The following is a 19,917-nucleotide window of genomic DNA, read 5'->3' as shown; positions in this document are numbered from 1 at the left end:
TCCATGGCTGACATCGCCAATCTCCTGCACGGCTTCTCCGTCGCCTTCTCGTTCTACCATGTCGCGCTCATCGTCATGGGCGTGCTCCTCGGCATTCTGGTCGGGGTCCTTCCGGGCCTCGGCGCGCCCAACGGCGTGACGCTGCTCCTGCCGCTGACCTTCACGATGGAGCCGGTCTCGGCGATCATCCTCCTGTCCTCGATGTACTGGGGCGCGCTGTTCGGCGGATCGACGACCTCGATCCTCTTCAACATCCCCGGCGAGCCGTCATCGGTGGCGACCACCTTCGACGGCTATCCGATGGCCAAGCAGGGCCGGGCGACCGAAGCGCTATCGACCGCCTTCTTCTCGGCCGGCATCGGCGCGCTGACCGGCGTCATCGTCATCACGCTTCTGGCGAGCTGGATCGCCGAGTTCGCGCTGCGCTTCTCGAGCCCCGAGTTCTTCGCGATCTACCTTCTCGCCTTCTGCTCCTTCATCGGCCTCGGCGGCGGCGATCCGATCAAGGCGGCCGTCTCGCTGCTGGCAGGTCTCGCGTTTGCGACCGTCGGCATGGACACGGTGTCGGGCGAGCTTCGCCTCACCTTCGGCTGGCCGGATCTCCTGCGCGGCATCTCCTTCCTCGTCGCCGTCATCGGCCTCTTCGGCATCGGCGAGCTTCTGCTCACGGTGCAGGAGGAGCTGAAGTTCAAGGGCGTGTCCTCGAAGATCGAGGTGCGCGAGATCTTCCGGGCGCTCGCCCGCCTGCCGCACTACTGGGTGACCTTCCTGCGCTCGGCCGCCGTCGGCGTCTGGATGGGCATCACGCCGGGCGGGCCGACGGCCGCGTCCTTCATGAGCTACGGCCTCGGCCGCCGCTTCGGCAAGTATGGGCGGAACTTCGGCAAGGGCGAGCCGGAAGGCGTCATCGCGCCGGAGGTCGCAGACCACTCGGCCGGAACCTCGGCGCTCCTGCCGATGCTGGCGCTCGGCGTGCCGGGCTCGGCGACGGCCGCCGTCATGATGGGTGGCCTGATGATCTGGGGCCTCCAGCCCGGCCCGCTTCTTTTCGTGGAACAGCCGGACTTCGTCTGGGGCCTCATCGCGTCGATGTACCTGTCCAACATCATCGCTGTGGTGCTGGTGCTCGCCACCGTGCCGCTCTTCGCCTCGATCCTGCGCATTCCCTTCGGCATCATCGGCCCGATCATCATCGTGGTCTGCCTGATCGGCGCCTACACGGTGGCGAACGCCGAGTTCGACGTGATGATGGCGGTGGCCTTCGGCATCGTCGGCTATGTCTTCAAGCGGCTGGACTACCCGATCGCGCCGCTGGTGCTCGCCATGGTGCTCGGCGACAAGGCCGAGGACGCGTTCCGCCAATCGATGCTCTATTCCGGCGGATCGCTCTCGATCTTCTGGTCGAACGGGCTGGTCGGCACGCTGATGGCGCTGGCGCTCCTGCTTCTTGCCTGGCCGCTGATCTCCAAGGCAATCCAGATGGTGCGGCCGGCGCGCACCGCCTGACTGATCGAAGACGTGGGACAAAAGAAAAGGGGCGCCGATGCGGCGCCCCTTTGTCGGTTCAGGCGGCCAGTTCGCGCGGCCGCTTTGCGTCGAAGGCGGCGGCGATCAGCGTGCGCGTGTACTCCTCGCGCGGGGCGGAGAAGATGTCCTCCGTCGCGCCTTCCTCGACCAGCCTGCCGTCCTTCATGACGAGGATGTGGTCCGAGATCGCCCGGATCACTGCGAGATCGTGGCTGATGAAGACGTAGGACAGGCCGTGCTCTCGCTGGAGCTTGCGCAGGAGCTCGACGATCTGCACTTGCACCGAGCGGTCGAGCGCCGAGGTCGGCTCGTCCAGCACCACGACCTTGGGCTTTAGGATCATGGCGCGCGCGATGGCGATGCGCTGCCGCTGGCCGCCCGAGAACTCGTGCGGGTAGCGGTTGCGCGCCTCGGGCGGCAGGCCGACCTCCTCCAGCGCCGCGGCCGCACGGCGCGAGCGATCCGCCGCCGACAGCGACGGCTCGTGGACGAGCAGGCCCTCGGTGACGATCTCCCCGACCGTGAGGCGTGGGCTGAGCGAGCCGAACGGGTCCTGGAACATCAGCTGAAGCTCGCGCCGCAGCGGGCGCATGCGCCGCCGGTCGAAGGCGGTGATGTCCTGGCCCTCGAAGCGGTATCGCCCGTCGCTCGGCAGGAGGCGCAGGATGGCGCGCCCGAGCGTCGACTTGCCCGACCCCGATTCGCCGACGACGCCGATCGTCTGGCCGCTCTTCAGGGCCAGCGAGACGTGGTCGACGGCGCGGAACGTGTCAGGCCCCTTCGAGAACAGGCTTTTCGATCCCCGCAGGTCGTAGTCGACGACGACGTCCTGCGCCGACAGGACGAGCGGCGTGCCCTCCGGGACCGGCGGCTTGCCGCCCTGCGGTTCGGCCGCGAGCAGCATCTTGGTGTAGTCGTGGCGTGGCGACCGGAAGATCGCTTCCGTCGGCCCTTCCTCGACCACGTCGCCGCGGCGCATGACGACGACCCGCCCCGCGAAATGCCGGACGACGCCGAGATCGTGGGTGATGAGGAGGATCGCCATGCCGAGGCGCTTCTGGAGATCGGCGAGAAGCTTCAGGATCTGCGCCTGCACCGTCACGTCGAGTGCCGTCGTCGGCTCGTCGGCGATGAGGAGTTCCGGATCGTTGGCGAGCGCCATGGCGATCATCACGCGCTGGCGCTGGCCGCCGGAGAGTTCGTGCGGAAAGCTGTCGATCCGCCGCTCGGGCTCGGGGATGCCGACGAGGCCAAGGAGTTCGAGCACCCGCGCCCGCACGGCCGAGCCGCGCTTGCCCGAATGGTGACGGATCACCTCGCCGATCTGCCGTCCGACGGGATAGAGCGGGTCGAGCGAGGTCATCGGCTCTTGGAAGATCATCGAGATCTTGGCACCGCGATAGCGGTTGAGCTGGCGGGCGGGGAGCCCGAGGATTTCCTCGCCGCGATAGCGCGCCGAGCCCGACGCTCGGCCGTTGGCGGCCAGAAGCCCCATCACTGCCATCATGGTCTGGCTCTTGCCGGACCCGGACTCCCCGACGACTGCCAGCGTTTCGCCGGGCGCGACCTCGAAGGATACGCCCTTCACGGCATCGAGTTGGCCGTCCTCGGTGTCGAAGGCGACGCGAAGATCGCGGATGGAAAGCACCGTCTCGACCATGTCAGCGGTCCCTTGGATCGAAGGCGTCGCGCAATCCGTCGCCGATGAAGTTGAGCGCGAAGAGCGTCACGCAGAAGAGCACCGCCGGAAAGAGCAGGAGCCAGGGGGCCGCCTGGATCGTCTGCGCCCCGTCAGAGATCAGCGCGCCCCAGCTCGTCAGCGGCGCCTGCACGCCGAGGCCGAGGAAGCTCAGGAAGCTTTCCAGAAGGATCACCTTCGGCACGACGATGGTGACGAAGACCACGACCGGGCCGATCGTGTTGGGCACGATGTGGCGCCGGACGATCTGCCGGTCGGTGAGGCCCATGGCCTCCGCCGCCGCGACGAACTCGCGCCGCTTGATCGTGAGCGTCTGGCCGCGGACGATGCGCGCCATGTCAAGCCATTCCACGAGGCCGATCGCCACGAAGATCAGGACGAAGGACCGCCCGAAGAAGGCGACCAGCATGATGACCATGAAGACGAAGGGCAGCGAGTAGAGGATCTCGACGAGGCGCATCATCAGGTTGTCGACGCGCCCGCCGACATAGCCGGAGATGGCACCGTAGGTGACGCCGATCACGAGAGAGACGAGGCTGGCGAGAACGCCGATCACGAGCGAGATCTGCCCGCCGACCATGGTGCGGACCATGAGGTCGCGCCCGTTGCCGTCGGTTCCGAACGGGAAATAGGTCTGCCCGACGGTGCCCGCGACGACGAGTTCGCGCCCGTCCTCGCGCGTCTCGGCGACGGACGCGCCGGTGCCGAGTTCGCCCGCCCGGTCGAAGTAGCGCAGGACGCGCGGATCGATCGGCTCGTCGGAGCGGATGGTGGCGAGGTAGCGGCCATCCTCGACGTCGAAGGCGGCGAGCGTGACGCGCGCCCGCTCGGCCACCCTTTCGACCGCACCCTTCAGGTTCTCCTCGCGCGGCCAGGCTTCCAGCGATGGCGGCACCGAGACGTAGGACTGGAACACCTGATCGTAGCGATGGTCGGTGAACTGCGGCCCGAGGAACGAGAACAGCGCGACGAGGATCAGGATAACGAAGCCGGCCATGGCGGCACGGTTCCGGCGAAGGCGCAGGAGCGCCAGCTGGAACAGCGAGCGGCCGCGGACGTCCTGCGGTGCAACGGGCAGGTCGCCGGGCAGCGGGCCCGGATCGGGCGTGGTGGATGCGAGGTCAGTCATGGCGGATCCTCGGGTCGAGGAAGGCGTAGAGAAGGTCGACCAAAAGGTTGAAGGCGATGATGAAGACCGAGATCAGCACCACCGTGCCCATCACCAGCGTGTAGTCGCGGTTGAGCGCCCCTTCCACGAAGTAGCGGCCGACGCCGGGGATCGTGAACAGCGTCTCCACCACGGTTGATCCGGTGAGGAGCGCGGCGCAGCAGGGTGCGAGGTAGGTGACGGCCGGCAGCATCGCGCCGCGCATCGCGTGGGTGACGACCACCGAGCGCCAGGGCAGGCCATAGGCTTTCGCCGTTCGCACGTGGTCGGTGCGCATCGCCTCGATCATCGAGCCGCGCGTCAGGCGGGCGAAGACGGCGAGCTGCGGCAGGCCGAGGGCGATGACCGGCAGGACGAGATTGCGCAGCGAGCCGTCGCCCCAGCCGCCGGCCGGGACGAGCGAGAGAGTGATGGCGAAGATCAGCGTGAGCACGGGGCCGATCACGAAGTTCGGGACCGTGATGCCGACGGTGGCGATGCCCATCACGAGATAGTCGACCCAGCCGTTCTGGCGCAGCGCCGCCACGACGCCGGCGATCGTGCCGCCGATCACCGCGAAGGCGAGCGCCCAGAGGCCGAGCGTCACGGAATAGGGCAGGGCCTGGAGAATCAGCTCGGAGACGGAATAGTCCCGGTAGATGAAGCTCGGACCGAAGTCCCCATGCACGACGTTGGAGAGATAGGTCGCGTACTGCACGACCAGGGGCTGGTCGAGCTGGTAGGTGGCCATCAGGTTGGCCATGGTCGCGGGCGGGAGCGGGCGTTCGAGATTGAACGGCCCGCCGGGCGCCGCCCGCATCAGAAAGAAGGAAATAGTGACGACGATGAACAGCGTCGGCACCGCGCTGAGAAGGCGGCCGAAGACGAAACGGATCATGGATGAAACTCTCGGGAAGGGTTGGGCGGCGCCGAAGCGCCGCCCGCCGGCCGCCGGTTAGCGGTTGACCGAGAGGTACTTCGACAGGTGCTCGTCGGCGGCGTTGTCGCCCCAGCCGGAGACCTTGTTCGACACGAGCCAGAGCGAGGCCGAGTTGAGGAGCGGGACGATCGGCTGTTCCTTGAGGATCAGCGTCTCGGCCTGATGCAGGATCTCGGCGCGCTTGGCCGGGTCCTGCTCCTCGTAGGAGGCGGCCATCAGCCGGTCGTATTTCGGGTTCGACCACTTGGAATAGTTGAAGGTCTTGTTGCCGGTCGTCGTCAGCGCCAGGAAGTTCTCGGCGTCGGCATAGTCGGCGACCCAGCCCGCGCGTGCCACATTGAAGGTGCCGCCTTCCTGCAGGTAGGCGTAGTGCGAGGCGACGTCGGAGTTCTGCAGCGTGACGTTGGCGCCGAACTGCGTGCGCCACATGTCGGCGATCGCGGTGGCCACCCGCTCGTGGTTGGTGTTCGTGTTGTAGCGGATCGAGATGTTGAGCGGCTTGCCGCCCTCGCCGTAGCCGGCGTCCTTAAGAAGGCGCAGCGCCTCGTCCTCGCGATCGAGCTGGTCCATCGAGGCATATGTCGGCTCGCTCGGCTTCTCGTAGCCGACGATGCCCGGCGGCACGAAGGAGAGGGACGGCAGGCGAGCGCCCTGGAAGATTTCCTTCGACAGGAAGTCGCGGTCGATCGCCATCGACAGCGCGTTGCGCACGTTCACGTCGTCAAAGGGCGCGGTACGCGTGTCGAAGGCGTAGTATTCGGTCGAGAGCTTGGGCGTCACGCGGACTTGGTCGCCGAACTCCTTCTTCAGGAAGTCGAGCTGGTCGGCGGCGAAGTCGAACGTCATGTCGATCTCGCCGGCCTGGAAGCGGCGCTGCGCGGCGGCCGCGTCGTCGATCGGATAGAAGATCACCTCGTTCAGCTTCACGTTCGCCGCGTCCCAGTATTCCGGGTTCTTGGTGACGGTGATGTGGTCGTTGGTGACCTGCTCGGTCAGCTTGAAGGCGCCGTTCGAGACCATCACGCCGGGCCGCACGAAATTGTCGCCCTGCGCCTGGACGGTCGCGGGGTGGACGGGCAGGCCGGTCTGGTGCGCCAGAAGCTCGATGAAGAACGGCGTCGGCCGCTCCAGGGTGATCTCGAGCGTCTTGTCGTCGACGGCGCGCACGCCGATCTGGTCGAGCGGCACCTCGCCCTTGTTCGCCTTCTCGGCGTTCTTGATCGGGTAGAGGATGTTGGCGTACGGCGCGGCGGTCTTCGGGTCCTGGATGCGGCGCATCGAGAAGACGAAGTCCTCGGCCTTCACCGGATCGCCGTTCGACCACTTCGCCGCGTCGCGGATCTTGAACGTGTAGACGGTGCCGTCGTCCGACACCTGCCAGCTTTCGGCCGCGCCCGGCACGATCTTGCCGTTCGGGTCGTAGATCGTCAGGCCCTCGTAGAGATCCTTCAGCACGAAGGCCTCGATGTTCACCGAGGTGCGCGCCTGGTCCAGCGTCTGCGGCTCACCCGCGTTGCCCCGATGCAGGGTCTGGGCGAAGGCCGGACCTGCCAGAAGGGTCGAGGTGAAGAGGGCGGCGCCGATGAGCGCGTGGATCGGACGAAGGGTCATCAGGTGACGTCTCCATGTCGGTTGGTCGCCGGGAGTCCACCTTGTTGCGGACTCGACCGGTCGAACGGAAGGCACGGTTGAAGCATGGCGCGGGAACGATAAGCAAGCCGGACGGTATAGGCGAATGCCGCGACCAAGCGTCGTCGCTCATCTCGGCTGGGCCAGACATCGAAGCCGCCGCATGCCGGTTCGACTTCGCCTCGACTGGTCATCGGGCGGCGATACTTTCGCACGTGGCTCGGATAGACATCGATCCTCGGTACGCTGACTGTTTTGCAGGCACGGCCATCTCGGATCTTTGATGGCATCGATGTTCCCCCTGCGGCCCTGTCCGTGGCGGGACCGGGCCGCTACATGCCGTTTGCAATCCCCATGCCTCCGATCCGAGCCGGCGGTGGGCCTGCCCGGAGACAACGTGCCGAGACTTCCTTCCCTGTCCGCGATGCCCGGCTGGTGCCGCATCGTCCTGCCGCTTCTCGCCGGAGCCGCGATCCTGGCGCTCGTCGCAGCGATGCTCGACCGCGGACAGGTGATCGCCCGGCTGCGTCAGGCCGATCCCGTCTTCGTGGCGCTCGCGATCCTTTCGGTGCAACCGCAGATCGTCCTGTCCGCGCTGCGCTGGCGCTTCGTGTCGAAGCGGCTCGGCGAGCCGCTCGCGGCGGGACGGGCGATCGGCGAATATTATCTCGCGACGCTCCTCAACCAGGTTCTGCCGGGCGGCGTCGCCGGCGACGCGGTGCGGGTCGTCCGCGCGGCACGGGAGGGACGGGACGATCGCTGGACCGGACGGGCCGGACAGGCTGTCGTGCTGGATCGCCTTTCGGGACAACTCGTCCTCTTCGCCACGGCGGGCATCGGTCTTCTCGCCGCGCCCTTCGTGTTCGGCGTCGCCCCGCCGGGGGGGCGGGGGCTGCTCGTTTTCCTCGGGGCTGTCGCGGGGATCGTCGGGATCGGCTGGCTGCTTGCGCGCGCGCTCGGCGAGCGGGCTGCGCGGTTCCGTGCTGGTTTCGGACCGGTGCTCGCCGAGGTCTTCGTCCGGCGCGGTGCCTTCATGGTGCAGGCGGCCCTGTCGGTGGCCGTCGTCCTGGCCTATTTCGCGACCTTCGCCTTGGCGGCGATGGCCGTCGGCGCGCCGCTCGGCCTCGCCGGGACGCTGCTTCTCGTGCCGCTGGTGCTGCTGTCGATGCTGCTGCCCGTCTCGGTCGGCGGGTGGGGACTGCGCGAGGCCGCCGCCGCCGCGATCCTGCCGGTGGCGGGGATCACGGCAGACGGCGCCTTCGCCGCGAGCGTCGTCTACGGCATCGCCTCGCTGATTGGGGCACTGCCGGGGGTGCTGGTGCTCGCGCGCCATGCCGCGGACGGCCGCAGGCGCGCCGCGGCCTGACCCGATCCTTGTTCAGCCTCTCGGCAGGGCGAGAACATCCCAGTGTCCGACATGGCAGGCGGCCGGATGGTCGATCCGGTCCCGTTGCCAGACCTCGATCGCCGCCCCGTCGACGCGTCCCGTCTCGCGGACCGCGGCAACGAACCCGTCCCGCAGGGCCGTTTCCAGCGCCCGCTGATCGGGACCAAGCCGCCATGGGCTCGGCGCAACGCGGACTTCGTATCCCCGGCGCTCAAAGGCGTGACGCAGCGCATCGGCGGCCTCCGGCCCGAGCGCCCGCCCGAGACCCTTGTCCGTGGTCTGATGCGCGTTGAAGGCCGCGAGCATTTCGCGGTCGCCGTCATGAGACGGCTCCCAACGCGTCGCGCCATCGTAATTCAAGGCCGCGTAGAGGCCGATGCGGCGCTCCGAGAGGAGATCGGCGATGCGCTCCACCAGCGCTTCGGAAGCGAGGTCGAAGAGGGCCGAGGCCGTCACGAGGCGAGCGTCCGCCAGCACGACCGGGTCGAGACGGGCGAGATCCGCCTCCATCCGCTCGACATGCGGGAAGCCGTCGAGACGCGAGACGGCAGCTTCGAGAAGGCGCGGATCGTGATCGACGAGGCGCCAGCGGACACGGTCGTCCGATCCGAACGCCCGGAGCGTCGAGCCGGTCCCCGAGCCGAGATCGACGGCGAGCGGCGAGGGGCCGCCGGCTTGGAGGAACTCGCGTGCCGCCGTCAGCAGCGCGGCATCTCGTGCGGCGTGGTCGGCAGGTTCGCGGAGATCCAGCCAGGTCGTGTCGAAACCGCTCATCGCACAGCCTCCAGAGCATCGGACAGGATCCGGGCGGATGCGCCCCAGGTCGGCAGGCGGGCGGCGGCTTCGAGGGCCCCGTCCGCCATGCGCTGTCGCAGGGCGGCGTCGCGGATCAAGGCTTCCAGCGCTCGCGTGAACGCCTGCGCGTCCCCCGGCTCGACCAGCATCCCCGCCGAGGATGGGACGACTTCGGAGACCGCACCGCCATCGCAGCCGACGATGGGCAGCCCGTGCGCCATGGCTTCGGCGAACGCCATGCCGTAGCCCTCGAAGCGCGAAGGCAGGGCGAAGATGTCGGCGGTCCGGTACTCGGCAGCGACGTCCCTGACCGCGCCGACCACAGCGATCCGCCGCTCGAGACCCGCGTCCGCGATGCGCACTTTGAGCGCGCGCGCGGTCGGCGGATCGGCGGTCTCGCTTCCGACGATCCGGCAGCGCCAGGGACGTTCGACGAGGCCCGTCAACGCATCGACAAGAAGGGCGTGGTCCTTTCGCGGGATCAGCGAGCCGACGGAGAGGATGGTCGGCATTCGCGACGACGGCCGTTCCAGAGGCGCGGCCGGACGCTCGGTGCCGGGCGGAGCGACCGCAATGCGCGAGCCGACGCCGAAGCCGATCGACAGGAGGCGCGCCGTGGTCGAACTGGTCGCGACGACGGCACGCGCGCGAGCCAGAGCTTCGCGCTCGCTGGCGCGCAGCGCGTCTGCGACCGGCGCGGCGAGCCCGTCCTCCAGCGCGAGCGGATGATGGACGAGAGCCACGATCCGCAGGCGGGTGCCCTCGCTCCTCGCGACATCGGGCAGGGCGCCGAAGGCCAGACCGTCGACCAGCACCAGCGCGCCGTCCGGCAGCGCACGGAAGGCCGCCGCCGTGGCCGCGAGGTCGGCGCGCCCCGGAAGCGGGAAGCCGGCCGGTAGCGCCAGGACATCGACCTGCCAGCCCAACCCGCCGAGTTCGGCGATCATTCGCCGGTCGTAACTATAGCCACCGCTCGGTGCGTCGAGGTCGCCGGGAATCGCGAAGACGAGATGGCGAGCCGGGCTTGCGCTCAAAGCTCGCCCTCGTACCAGGCGCGCGCGACATGGCTCTCGTGCAGCGTCACGCGGATGCGCTCGATGCGACCGTTGCCCGGCCCGAACGCGCCCTCACGGATCTTCGCGGCGAGGGCGTCGAAGACGTGGCGCGACAACACCTCCGTGGTCGTGACGCGTCCCCGGAAGATCTCGAGCTCGTCGAGATTCTGATAGTTCAGGGGCGCGAGTACCTCCTTCAGGAGGCCGATCGCCAGACCCATGTCGACACCGAGGCCGTCCGCGTCGACCTCGCGCGTGAAGAAGGCGGCATCCACCTCGAAGGTCGCACCGTGCATGCCCTGCGCCGGGCCGAAGACGGGGCGGGGCAGGCTGTGGGCGATCATGATGTGGTCACGGACTTCGACGGCGTACATCGGCGAACCTTTGAACAGGGAAAACGGGATCGGAGGGAAAGTGCCTCAGGGCGCGTAGCGAATGCGATGGCAGAGCGTATCGGGATCGGAAAGGATGGTTCCGTAGTCCCGGTCGAGGCGCTCGAAGGCGCTCTCGCCGGAGAACATGCGGTCGAGAAGCGGATCGGCGAGGAGGCGCAGCGCCATGTCGAGCCGCCGGGCCGTGGTCCAGCGGGCCTGTCGGTTCGCCGGAATCCGCCCGACCTGCGACGAGACAAGACGTAGCCGCCGCGAATGGAAGGCGCCGCCGAGCGGGACTGCGACGTCCTGTCGCCCGAACCAGCTCGCCTCGACGACCCGCGCTTCGAGGCCGGCGCAGTCCAGCGCCCGCGCGAGGCCCTCCGGCCGGCCGGAGGCGTGGATCACGACGTCCTGGTCTCCGGGAAGGGCGTCCGGGGCGACGAGATCGCAGCCCCATCCGGCGAGCACGTCTCGGCGCGCGGGGTTCGGGTCGGCCAACGTCACGTCAGCTCCGGGGATGCGCGCACAGAGGTAGGCGACGAGGCAGCCGATCAGTCCGGCCCCAACGACCGCAACCCGGTCGCCGGGCGCGATCGCCGCGTCCCAGACGATATTGAGCGCGGTTTCCATGAAGGGCGCGAGCACCGCCCGGGCTGGCGGTACGCCCTTCGGAACCGGCCGGAACGCCATCATCGGAGCGGCGAACCGGTCCTGATGAGGATGGAGGCAGAAGACCGTCTGCCCGACCGGAGCGTCGCGCCCGCCCTCCACGAGGCCGATGACGCTGTAGCCATACTTTACCGGGAACGGGAACGCGCCCTCCTGGAGCGGCGCGCGCATTCGCTCGTGTTCCTCCTTCGGAACCCGTCCCTCGAAGACCAGTCGCTCGGTGCCTCGGCTGATCGCGCCGAAGAGGCTGCGAACGCGCCACTCGTCTGCGCTAGGAGCCGGGGCGACGCTTCGACGCAGCGCAGCCTTGCCGGGTTCCTCGATCCAGAGTGCGAGCGAAACGTCGGCGGCGCGAACGTCCGCTGGGTCAATGGTTTGCCGGGCAACGATGATCATGTCTTCGCTTGGGAACCAGTCGCCGGGGTTACCCTCCGAGCGGAACTCATCACGTGGTTGTTCGCGACCTAATCTGGATAAAAACAGCGCGTCGTCTAGCTGTCACATACGAGCGAGCCGGTACGAAGACGCCGCGCGATCGCCCGTATCGCATGGGTTTCGAGGAGTAGCAGGCGATGAGCGAGGGCAGTTCCGACATCCTCTTCCGGGATGACACCTTCTCAGAGTTCGCCAAGGTGAACACGGAACGTGCGGTTTCCGAACTGCGCTATGGCCGGCCGGTTCTCCTTCATTCAAGTGGGGCGGACCACGCTGTGCTGGCGCTCGATGCGGCCGCGCCCGGCGACATTGAACGCTTCTTTGGCGATACGCCGGACGACGTCGGTCTCTTTCTCAGCGCGCACCGGGCCCGCGCCCTCGGGATCTCCACCATCGGGCCCGTCTGCCTGAAGACCGGCACGGCGTCGCTCGATGATCTCTCGCGGATCGCCTTCGCTGCCGATCTGCGCTTCGCCGACGAATGGCGACCGGCATCCGAACTCACCTGCCTTAACGATCTTGCCCGGCTCGCGCTTCTCCTGCCGGCCTTCCTCGTTCGCCCGGTTCGCACCGACGACCGGATCGGCGGGCGCTTCCTGTCGGTCGACGAAGCCGAGGTTCGGGCGGCGCTGGTCGAGGAGACACACTTCACCGAGATCGTGCGCACGGCGGTTCCGCTGCGCGACATCTCGGATTGCCGGTTCATCGTCTTCCGCGGCGGCCTCGCGCAGCGCGACCAGCTGGCCATCATGGTGGGCGAGCCGGACAGGTCGAAACCGGTTCCCGTGCGCATCCACTCCTCCTGCATTACGGGCGACCTCTTCGGCTCGCTGAAGTGCGACTGCGGCGACCAGCTCCGTAACGGTCTGCAGCTGATCGCGCAGCGTGGTGGCGGCGTGCTGCTCTATCTCGACCAGGAGGGTCGGGGTACCGGCCTCGCCGCGAAGATGCGTGCCTACGGGCTGCAACACGAAGGCTACGACACGATCGATTCGGATGCGCAGATCGGCTTCGAGCCGGACGGTCGGCGCTACGGCGCGGCGGTCGCCATGCTCCGCTCGCTCGGCATCGGATCGGTCGAGTTGATGACGAACAACCCGACCAAGATCGCGGCGCTCCAGTCGGCCGGTATCGAGGTGCAGGCGCGCACCGCCGTGCTCGGCACCGTGACCGCCGAGAACCAGGGCTACCTCGTCACCAAGGCGCGGCGCGCCGGCCATCTCCTCGACTGGCCGGCGATCGCGGCAAAGCTCGGCTGAAGCGCATGCGCTTCGACCCGATCCCACTTCCGGCACGGGCCGGAGCGCGTATCCCTCAGACGGTGGCGGCGCATGCGCCGAGCCTGCCCGGCGCCTGCACGACGCTCGCCGGGACGGCCCTGCTCCTGACCGTGGCCGCCAGCCTTCTCGTGTCGCACGGAGGGCTCGGATGGCATGTGCTGCCGCTCTCGCTTGTCCTGTTCCTGCCGACGGCCGCCTTCGTGGTGTGGCGCCTCGACGATCACCCGCACGAGCGCTTCGGCCCGGCCAACATCATCACCACGGCCCGTGGCGGCATGGCGGCGGTGATCGGTGCCTGCGCGTGGGAGTACGGGCGGATCGCGGCGACGGACAGCGCGCTGCAATGGCTGCTGGTCGCCTCGGCGCTCTTCGCGCTGGCGCTCGACGGGGTCGATGGCTTTCTCGCGCGCCGCTCGGGCCTCGCGTCCCGTTTCGGCGAGCGCTTCGACATGGAAGTCGACGCCTTCCTGATCCTGATCCTCTGCGTTCTGGCGCTCATCTGCGGCAAGGCCGGCGTCCATGTCCTTGCGATCGGGCTCATGCGCTACGCCTTCCTCGCCTGGGCGGCGATCGACGCGCGCCTGACCCGGCCGCTCGCACCCTCGATGCGCCGCAAGACGGTTTGCGTGCTGCAGATCGCCCTCCTTTGCGTCGCCCTCCTGCCGCCTGTGTCGTCTCCGTGGTCGGACGGGCTTGTGCTTCTCGCGCTCGGCCTTCTCACGTGGTCCTTCGCCGTCGATATCCGCTCGCTTCTGAGACGCCCGGCATGACTAGCCTTCTGGAACGCGTCGGCGTCGATGCCGCGACGCTCGGGCTGTGGCGCTCGATCGTCGTCTACAACGGCCAGCCCTGGCGCCGCCGCGGGCTCGACCGGTTCCTGGCCGCCCTGATCGGTCCCGGAGATCTCGCCTTCGACATCGGCGCTCATGTCGGCAGCCGCAGCCGCGCGCTGGCACGCATCGGAGCGCGGGTCGTCGCCTTCGAGCCGCAGCCGCTTTTTGCGGACTATCTCGCCCGCCGTCTCGACCCCTCGCGGATCCGCCTTGATCGACGCGCGGTCGGTCGCGAACCCGGCGAGGCGACCCTTGCGATCTCCGCCCGCCATCCGACGGTTTCGACCTTGTCGAACGACTGGCGAAACCGGGTGGCGGCGGACGAGGGCTTCCGGCGTGTCGAATGGGACGCTCGCGTATCGGTCGAGGTCACGACGCTCGATGCCCTGATCGAAGAGTATGGCGAACCGGCCTTCTGCAAGATCGATGTGGAGGGGCATGAAGGCGAGGTGCTGGCCGGGCTGTCGCGCCCGCTTCGCTGCGTCGCCTTCGAATACACGCCCGCAACGCTCGATCTTGCGGGCGAGTGCCTCGATCGACTGGCCTCCTTGGGCCCTTACGAGTTCAACTTCGTGATCGGCGAGGAGGCGGCGTTCCGGATTCCGTCCTTCTTGCCGCTTGAAGCGTTCCGGGAGCGGCTGGCGGAAGAGGCGGATCGCAATCGACGCTCCGGCGATGTCTACGCCCGCCTCGTGGAGCGTCCGGCTTGAGCCACGACGTCGGCGGGAAAGGCGAGGGTGCTTTACCGGCAGCCCGAGGCTGGCGGCCCTGGTTGCGCGTCGGTCTCGGTCTTGCGCTGCTTCTCGCAGCCCTTGCGCTTCCGCTGCGGCCCGGACCATTGGCCGACCTTCGGTTTCCGGTGGAATGGTTCTGGGCGGTCGCCCTGCTCGCGCTGGCGCGCGGCCGCGCATTTGGGCTTCTCGCCGCAGTCGTTCTGGCGCTTGCGGCGGCGGGGACCGTTCTCAAACTCGCCGACTGGGGAACGCTGGCAGCGTTCTCGCGTCCGTTCGATCCGATGGTCGACCGGTCGATCCTCGTCGCCGGCTGGCATCTCCTATCGGGGACGGTCGGCAACGCGGCAGCGCTCGGCGCGCTCGGCACGGCCTTCGTCCTGTTCTTCTGCTTCGTTGGGCTTCTCGCCTACGGCCTTTCGGGGATGCGGCGCCTGCCCGCGCGCGCGAGACGGAGCCTCGGCGCCGGTGCCCTTGGCGGTGCGGTTCTCGCAACGGCGGTCCTGGCGTTAATGCGGCCCGGCATGCTGCCGGTTTCCGCCGAATTTTCCGCCTATGCCGGCGGAAAGCTGGCGGCTGCCCGCCAATCCTGGGAGGCCCAGGCAGCCTTCGCGCGCGAGGTCGCCGTCGATCCGCTGCGGGACCGCCCGCCGGAAGGGCTCCTTGCGGCGCTCGAGGGGCATGACGTCGTTCTTGTTTTCGTCGAGTCCTACGGCCGCAGCGCGCTGGAGAACCCGTTGTTCGCGCCGCGCACGCTGGCAAGGCTTGAGGTGGTCCAGAACGAGCTCACGGCTGCCGGAGTCGGCGCCCGCAGCGGCTGGCTGCGTTCGCCGATCGCGGGCGGGCAGAGCTGGCTTGCGCACGGCACGATGCTTTCGGGTCTGCTGATCGACAACCAGACCCGCTACGAAAGTCTCCTGCGCAGCGACCATCGGAGCCTGAACGCTCTCTTTCGCGGCGCCGGCTGGCGCACGGTTGCGGTGATGCCGGCAATCATCATGCCTTGGCCGGAGGCGGGCTGGTTCGGCTACGACGAGGTTCTGGCGGCCAAGGATCTCGACTATCGTGGCTTGGCCTTCAACTGGGTCACCATGCCCGACCAGTTCACCCTCCTGCGGATCGGACAGATTCTCCAAAGCACGTCCCAACCGGTGATGGTGCAGACGGCGCTGATCTCGAGCCATGCGCCGTGGACACCCATCCCGCACATGATTCCGTGGGAGGATGTCGGCGACGGCCAGGTCTTCGATGCGCAGGCCCGCAGCGGTGTGGCGCCCGAAGTCCTCTGGCGCGATCCGGAGCGGGTGCGCGAGAACTACGGCCTGTCGATCGACTACGCGATGGAGGCGGTCGGCTCCTTCGTGCAGAGATTTGCAAGGGAGTCCGTAATCGTCGTGGTCGGCGACCATCAGCCCGCCGAACTCGTCACCGGTCCCGACGCTTCGCGCGACGTGCCGCTCCATGTCCTGTCGTCCGACCCGCAGATCCTCGCCCGCCTCGACGACTGGGGACTGACGCCCGGCATGGTCCCGTCGTCCGATGCGCCGAGCCTTCCGATGCAGGCGTTCCGAGAGCGGTTCGTTCGCTCCATGAGTGGCGGAGGGCATGGGACATGATCGTCGCGCGTCTCTCGGACGAGGCTTGGGCGGCGCTTCTGGCACTGCGCTCGGGCGAAGCGACGGCCTTCGATCCCGGCGACGATCCGGCGTGGGCGATCTACGAGCCGCTTGCGCGCCGGCGTGGCGGACGTTTCGTCCTGGCGCAGGTCGGGCAGAGCCTGGACGGACGGGTCGCGACGGTGGACGGCGATGCCGCCCCCATCTCGGGCCCGGACGGCTTCGTCCATCTCCACCGCCTGCGCGCGCTGGCGGATGCCGTGGTGGTCGGCGCCGGCTGCGTCGTGGCGGACGATCCGCGCCTGACGGTGCGGGAGGTGAAGGGACCATCGCCGGTGCGGGTCGTGATCGATCCGAACGGGCGTGTGCCTTTGGACGCGCGCTGCCTGTCGGAGGCGGGACGCACGATTCTGGTGCGGGCCGAAGGCTCCATGGCGCCGACCGCTGTCGAGACGATCCATCTGCCGCCCGCTGGCGACGGACGCCTGTGTGCGATCGCGCTTCTCGCGGCCTTGAGTGAGCGCGGTCTGCATCATGTCCTCGTGGAAGGCGGTGCCGCCACCATCCGGAACTTCCTGGAAGCCGAGGTCGTGGATCGGCTTCACATCTGCGTGGCGCCGCTCATCATCGGTTCGGGAGCCCCAGGCCTGTCGCTCGCACCGATCTCGCGGCTGACCGAGGCCCTGCGCCCGAAGACCCGCACGGTCGCCCTTGGCAGCGACGTGCTCTTCGACTGCGCGTTCGAGCGAAGATGACGCGTCCCGAGCGGCCGGAACATTCGCCGACACAGCGATTCTGACCTGAAGGTTTAAGCGCCCGTTAGAACCTGTTGGCCCAAGACTCGTCCGCATGATCGGGCGGATGAACACATCTTCAGAACGCACTCGCGGCGTGTTCGGCCGGTTTCGCCGCGACCCGGGCGGAGCCGCGGCCGTCGAGTTCGCGCTGATCGCGCTCCCGTTCTTCTTCCTTCTCATGGCGATGATCGAAACCGCGCTGGCGACAACGGCCGGCGTGATGCTGAACAATGCGGTGGGCTCGGCAGCCCGCCAGGTGTTCATCGGCGCCGTTCAGAAGTCCGACATGGACGCGGCCGGCTTCCGGACGATGATCTGCGACGACATCAGCATGTTGATGTCCTGCGAACGACTGTCCCTGGATATGCGGACCTACCCGGCCGGCACGCCCATCCCGAATTCGGTTGGCCTCAAGGACGGCTCCGTCGACGACGCGAGGTTCTGCTTCGATCCCGGCCGTCAGGACACGATCACCGTGATCCGCGCCTATTACGAGTGGCCCTGGGCGACATCGATGCTTAACCAGATGGAAGAGGACACGAACGGGAACCTGATCCTCGGAGCGATGGCGGCGTTCATGAACGAGCCGTTCGGCGGGGTCGCCTCGTCCAAGACCACCTGCTGAGGCCGGCGATGATAGGTCGCTCTCGCCTCACGCGCCTGCTCCACGACCGATCCGCGACCGCGGCGGTCGAGTTCGCCATCATCCTGCCGGTGATGTTGATCCTCTACCTCGGCACCTTCGAGGCCTCGCATGCGATCACGACCAAGCGGAAGGTCGAGAGCGCCGCCGAGGCGGTCGCGGGCATCGTGGCCCGCTCGCCCGAAATGGATCTGACGCGCCTGCGCAACGTGCTGCTGGTCTCCGACGCCATCGCCGACGGCGTTTCCGGCGCTGAGCCGAAGATCACGATCACGACGGTCAGGACGGATGCGAACGGCAAGGCGACGGTCGATTGGCAGCGCATCGGCACGGTCGCAGGGGCAGCAAAGGGCACGCCCTACACACTCTCCGGCGAACTGGCCGGGCTCGCCGACGCCTACTTCGTCGTCGCGCGCGTCGAATACAGCTACGCGCCGAACTTCGATGTGGGCGGCTTGTTCGGCACGCTCGAATTTGATCGCAGCTTCACCTTCCGGCCGAGAAAAGGTTCGGAGATCCCTTGGAAATGACCGCTCCACCGCCCCGCTCCGCGAACCGAGGACATGCCGTGAGCATCATCCGCTCCTTCCGACGCGCCACATCGGGCAATGTCGCGATGATCTTCGCGTTGACACTGCCGGTGATCGTGGTGGTCACGGGCATGGCCGTGGATACGTCGCAGGTTGAGGAGGCGAAATGGAGCCTTCAGAGTTCTGCGGACGCAGCCGCGCTCGGCGCCGCCAAGCAGTTCGGCAAGACCCAAAACCCGGTCGAACTGGAAAAATGGGCCAAATCGATCTTCTTCGCCAATGAAGGCCGCGACGACACGGATACACGCTTCACCTACGAGGGCGTGACGCGCGTGGCCGGCAACAACGTCCTGCGCGTCACGGCGACCCGTGACGTTCCGACCTATTTCGGTTCGGCCGTGAAAGCGGTCACGGGAGGCAAGGTCGATCTGGAGACTTGGCATCTGTCGGTCGCCAGCGAGGTCATCGTCGCCAACCGGACGGTCGAACTGGCGCTGGTGCTCGACAATTCCGGATCAATGCAGAGCCCGCCCGTCGGCGGCACGACGCCCAAGATCACCACCCTCCGCGATGCGTCCGAGAAGCTCGTCAAGCAGATGCTCGCGGCCTATCCGCAGGCGAACTCGACCGATCCCGTGCGCATTTCCGTCGTGCCGTTCGCAGCCTCTGTGAACGTCGGGGCCAAGACTCCTGCACCCGGTTGGATTGACACCCTAGGTCTTAGTATCTCCAACAAGGACGATTTCGATTTCGGTGGTGTTATCACATCGAAATATCTTCTCTTCGAGAAGCTCGCACTTCGCAAAGCAGCCTGGAAATGGGGAGGTTGCGTCCAGTCTCGCCCTCTTGGCTATGCCGTAACCGATGACGAGCCATCGGTCTCGAAGCCCGATACGCTTTTCGTTCCGTTCTTGTCGCCCTCGGAATACAACTGGAGCGACTGGCAACTGGAAAGCGTCAGGAACGACTACATCTCCATCACCGGGTCATACACAAATGAGATCGCGGCGCTCAAAGCACAGCGCGAACCGTCACGGTATCTTCTTCAGCCCCTGACCAATAAAGATAAGAAGGGGCCAAACAACGGCTGCACGACGGCTGCGATCACGCCGCTGACGGCAACGCAAACGACCGCACTCAACGCAGTGAAAGGGATGATTGCCGAAGGCGGCACGAACATTGGCGAGGGACTGGCATGGGGCTGGCGCACCCTGACCAGCGGTCAGCCCTTCCCTGAGGGCCGCGCTCGCAACACGAAGGAAAACCTGAAGGTCATCGTTCTGATGACCGACGGTGAGAATACGTACAACGCTGCCTATACGTCCGGCGCACAGATCGAGCTCACGAACGCCAACAAGTCCCAGTTCGGAACGTTCGGCTTCGGCCAGTATCTCGGCACCGACGGCAAGATCCACGCAGGCCGCATGTTCGATGCGACCAAGACGACGACCTCCAAGGCCAACATCACCAGCATCACCGCGGCGATGAACGAAACGATGAGCATCACCTGCGAGAACATCAAGAAGGACGGCAAGAACGACGAAGGCGGCGACGGGATCGTCATCTTCTCGATCGCCTTCGACCTGAAGGACGGCAGCCCGATCAAGGATCGCCTGCGCAACTGCGCGTCGAACGGCATCGATGGAAAGGGCAGCAAGCTCTACTACGACGCGAAGAACTCGAACGACCTGCTTCTGGCCTTCTCGGCCATCACGGACGAGATCTCCGCACTGCGCATCTCGCGCTGAGACGGGTGGGCCCGGCAGGACTCGAACCTGCAACCAAGCGGTTATGAGCCGCCGGCTCTAACCATTGAGCTACAGGCCCGAC

Annotated in this window: 18 protein-coding genes and 1 tRNA gene; 10 read left to right on the top strand and 9 right to left on the bottom strand. The window is 67.4% G+C overall.

All coding sequences use genetic code 11. The features are described 5' to 3' along the window. Positions 1-3 precede the first annotated feature (3 nt). On the top strand, positions 4-1,506 hold the full coding sequence (locus BM175_RS06370; RefSeq protein WP_090960847.1) for a tripartite tricarboxylate transporter permease: 1,503 nt from the start codon (positions 4-6) through the stop codon (positions 1,504-1,506). Between the two features lie 58 nt (positions 1,507-1,564). Here the strand turns inward: BM175_RS06370 and BM175_RS06365 are convergent, their stop codons facing one another. The 4 genes from BM175_RS06365 to BM175_RS06350 are packed head-to-tail and all read right to left on the bottom strand — an operon-like array spanning position 1,565 to position 6,924. Continuing rightward, the gene (locus BM175_RS06365; RefSeq protein ID WP_090960844.1) at positions 1,565-3,187 is read right to left on the bottom strand and encodes an ABC transporter ATP-binding protein; all 1,623 of its coding nucleotides are present in this window, start codon (positions 3,185-3,187) and stop codon (positions 1,565-1,567) included. A 1-nt stretch (position 3,188) separates the two neighbouring features. Beyond that, on the bottom strand, positions 3,189-4,355 hold the full coding sequence (locus BM175_RS06360; RefSeq protein ID WP_090960842.1) for an ABC transporter permease subunit: 1,167 nt from the start codon (positions 4,353-4,355) through the stop codon (positions 3,189-3,191). Next, positions 4,348-5,271: an oligopeptide ABC transporter permease OppB gene (gene oppB, locus BM175_RS06355; RefSeq protein WP_090960839.1), complete on the bottom strand. Its 924-nt coding sequence runs from the start codon at positions 5,269-5,271 to the stop codon at positions 4,348-4,350. The genes BM175_RS06360 and oppB overlap by 8 nt, the downstream gene beginning before the upstream one ends. Positions 5,272-5,328: 57 nt before the next feature. Then, positions 5,329-6,924, bottom strand: a complete 1,596-nt coding sequence (locus BM175_RS06350) for a peptide ABC transporter substrate-binding protein (protein ID WP_090960837.1) — start codon at positions 6,922-6,924, stop codon at positions 5,329-5,331. 415 nt (positions 6,925-7,339) lie between these two features. On the opposite strand from BM175_RS06350, the gene BM175_RS06345 reads away from it, so the two are divergent. After that, positions 7,340-8,308 carry a lysylphosphatidylglycerol synthase transmembrane domain-containing protein gene (locus BM175_RS06345; RefSeq protein ID WP_244545897.1) on the top strand — a complete coding sequence of 323 codons (969 nt, stop codon included), beginning with the start codon at positions 7,340-7,342 and terminating at the stop codon, positions 8,306-8,308. Between the two features lie 12 nt (positions 8,309-8,320). On the opposite strand, the gene BM175_RS06340 is transcribed toward BM175_RS06345, so the two are convergent. Genes BM175_RS06340 through BM175_RS06325 form a run of 4 tightly spaced genes read right to left on the bottom strand, consistent with a single transcriptional unit; the run spans position 8,321 to position 11,618 of the window. Then, positions 8,321-9,103, bottom strand: coding sequence for a class I SAM-dependent methyltransferase (locus BM175_RS06340; RefSeq protein WP_090960831.1), 783 nt, complete (start codon positions 9,101-9,103; stop codon positions 8,321-8,323). Beyond that, on the bottom strand, positions 9,100-10,158 hold the full coding sequence (locus tag BM175_RS06335) for a glycosyltransferase family 4 protein (protein WP_244545896.1): 1,059 nt from the start codon (positions 10,156-10,158) through the stop codon (positions 9,100-9,102). The genes BM175_RS06340 and BM175_RS06335 overlap by 4 nt, the downstream gene beginning before the upstream one ends. Beyond that, positions 10,155-10,553 (bottom strand): 6-pyruvoyl trahydropterin synthase family protein, encoded by a 399-nt coding sequence (locus BM175_RS06330; protein ID WP_090960829.1) that lies wholly within the window; start codon positions 10,551-10,553, stop codon positions 10,155-10,157. Before BM175_RS06330 ends, BM175_RS06335 begins: the two co-directional genes overlap by 4 nt. A 45-nt stretch (positions 10,554-10,598) precedes the next feature. Then, complete coding sequence (locus BM175_RS06325; protein ID WP_090960826.1) at positions 10,599-11,618, bottom strand: zinc-dependent alcohol dehydrogenase; 1,020 nt, start codon at positions 11,616-11,618, stop codon at positions 10,599-10,601. 176 nt (positions 11,619-11,794) lie between these two features. On the opposite strand from BM175_RS06325, the gene ribA reads away from it, so the two are divergent. The 8 genes from ribA to BM175_RS06285 all read left to right on the top strand — a co-directional run bounded on the left by ribA (position 11,795) and on the right by BM175_RS06285 (position 19,835). After that, positions 11,795-12,916: a GTP cyclohydrolase II RibA gene (gene ribA / locus BM175_RS06320; RefSeq protein WP_090960823.1), complete on the top strand. Its 1,122-nt coding sequence runs from the start codon at positions 11,795-11,797 to the stop codon at positions 12,914-12,916. Between the two features lie 5 nt (positions 12,917-12,921). After that, a complete protein-coding gene (locus tag BM175_RS06315) occupies positions 12,922-13,707 on the top strand; it encodes a CDP-alcohol phosphatidyltransferase family protein (RefSeq protein WP_090960821.1) in 786 nt (261 codons plus the stop codon). After that, positions 13,704-14,480 (top strand): FkbM family methyltransferase, encoded by a 777-nt coding sequence (locus BM175_RS06310; RefSeq protein ID WP_090960818.1) that lies wholly within the window; start codon positions 13,704-13,706, stop codon positions 14,478-14,480. The genes BM175_RS06315 and BM175_RS06310 overlap by 4 nt, the downstream gene beginning before the upstream one ends. Positions 14,481-14,542: 62 nt before the next feature. Next, positions 14,543-16,117: a sulfatase-like hydrolase/transferase gene (locus BM175_RS06305; RefSeq protein WP_090960815.1), complete on the top strand. Its 1,575-nt coding sequence runs from the start codon at positions 14,543-14,545 to the stop codon at positions 16,115-16,117. Then, positions 16,114-16,872 carry a RibD family protein gene (locus BM175_RS06300; RefSeq protein ID WP_090960813.1) on the top strand — a complete coding sequence of 253 codons (759 nt, stop codon included), beginning with the start codon at positions 16,114-16,116 and terminating at the stop codon, positions 16,870-16,872. The genes BM175_RS06305 and BM175_RS06300 overlap by 4 nt, the downstream gene beginning before the upstream one ends. Before the next feature lie 94 nt (positions 16,873-16,966). Then, positions 16,967-17,539, top strand: a complete 573-nt coding sequence (locus BM175_RS06295) for a TadE/TadG family type IV pilus assembly protein (protein WP_090960811.1) — start codon at positions 16,967-16,969, stop codon at positions 17,537-17,539. Between the two features lie 8 nt (positions 17,540-17,547). Continuing rightward, the gene (locus tag BM175_RS06290; RefSeq protein WP_090960808.1) at positions 17,548-18,087 is read left to right on the top strand and encodes a TadE/TadG family type IV pilus assembly protein; all 540 of its coding nucleotides are present in this window, start codon (positions 17,548-17,550) and stop codon (positions 18,085-18,087) included. A gap of 38 nt (positions 18,088-18,125) precedes the next feature. After that, a complete protein-coding gene (locus BM175_RS06285) occupies positions 18,126-19,835 on the top strand; it encodes a pilus assembly protein TadG-related protein (RefSeq protein WP_175526776.1) in 1,710 nt (569 codons plus the stop codon). A 6-nt stretch (positions 19,836-19,841) separates the two neighbouring features. Here BM175_RS06285 and BM175_RS06280 read toward each other — a convergent pair. Beyond that, a tRNA-Ile gene (locus tag BM175_RS06280) sits at positions 19,842-19,914 on the bottom strand. Between the last annotated feature and the right edge of the window lie 3 nt (positions 19,915-19,917).

Source organism: Aureimonas phyllosphaerae, assembly GCF_900113065.1.
Taxonomy (GTDB): Bacteria; Pseudomonadota; Alphaproteobacteria; order Rhizobiales; family Rhizobiaceae; genus Aureimonas; species Aureimonas phyllosphaerae.
Note: the sequence above shows the minus strand (reverse complement) of the source record. Positions and strands in the feature narration are given on the sequence as shown.